The sequence below is a fragment of the Oleiphilus sp. HI0043 genome, from assembly GCF_001634935.1.
The window spans coordinates 1-901 of sequence record NZ_LWEY01001548.1 but is presented as its reverse complement, the minus strand read 5'-3'; the positions used below and the strand labels follow the sequence as shown (position 1 = coordinate 901).

General features: G+C 44.2%; 1 protein-coding gene and 1 pseudogene. One reads left to right on the top strand and one right to left on the bottom strand.

Going from position 1 to position 901, the window contains the following annotated elements; translation table 11 throughout:
- A pseudogene (locus tag A3729_RS33365) lies at window positions 1-312 on the top strand (hypothetical protein); the annotation flags it as partial.
- Window positions 313-390: 78 nt separating this feature from the next.
- Here the strand turns inward: A3729_RS33365 and rsxE are convergent.
- Window positions 391-901: electron transport complex subunit RsxE (gene rsxE, locus A3729_RS23165; RefSeq protein ID WP_156498085.1), on the bottom strand; the 511-nt coding region annotated here is incomplete at its 5' end.

Sequence of the window (901 nt, the reverse complement as noted above, 5' to 3'; positions counted from 1 at the left end):
TTTGAGCTGCGTATTAACGTACCTTGGGAAGATGAAATAAAACGCACCACTATCTCCATAGCCGTCCACGGCGAGGAACAAGCTTTCCGTTTATCTGTAGAGAAGATCTGTGAATGGTATGGACTAAAGCCCCGTTCTGAGGCTGCCAAAGCAATGCAAGAATGTCTTCCTGCTTATCAAGTAAGCGCTGAAGAAGAAAGCAAACATCAAGAAACTGCAGCAATTTCTGAGCTTGTCGTTAAGAAAGCAAAAGATGAGTTTTCGAATATTACTGACGGTCTAATGAAAGGCCTGAAGCGATTTACCGCTTAAGTTGATAGAGTACGCACGATACAGCTGAAATGCTGTGTCGTGTCAACTGCACTATCTAAGCACCTTCCCCGTTATAGGCTAAGCAATCTTGCCGGTTACACGAACCCGCTTACTGCCCTTTTCTTTCTTTGTTTCAGTTTTCGCTTTTGCTGCCGCTGCACGTTGATCAATGATATTCTTCAGCGCAATGATTAAACCCATTCCAACAAACGCTCCCGGAGGCAAAATAGCAAACAGGAAGTTAGGGTAATCTTCGAAAACCTGAATTTCCCAAGCCAGAGCCATATCACCAAAGATCAGGTTCATTCCGGTAAACAGGGTTCCTTGACCAATGAGTTCACGCATGGCGCCCAGCAATACCAATACCACGGTAAAGCCTACTCCCATCATCAAACCATCTGTTGCGGCTGGCAATACAGGGTTCTTACATGCATATGCATCGGCTCGACCTAAGATTGCGCAGTTAGTCACGATTAATGGGATAAAGATTCCAAGAATTTCATACAATTCATAAGTGAAGGCTTGCATCAATAACTCAGCACAAGTCACTAGCGAAGCAATAATCATCACAAAAGCAGGTAGTCTGACT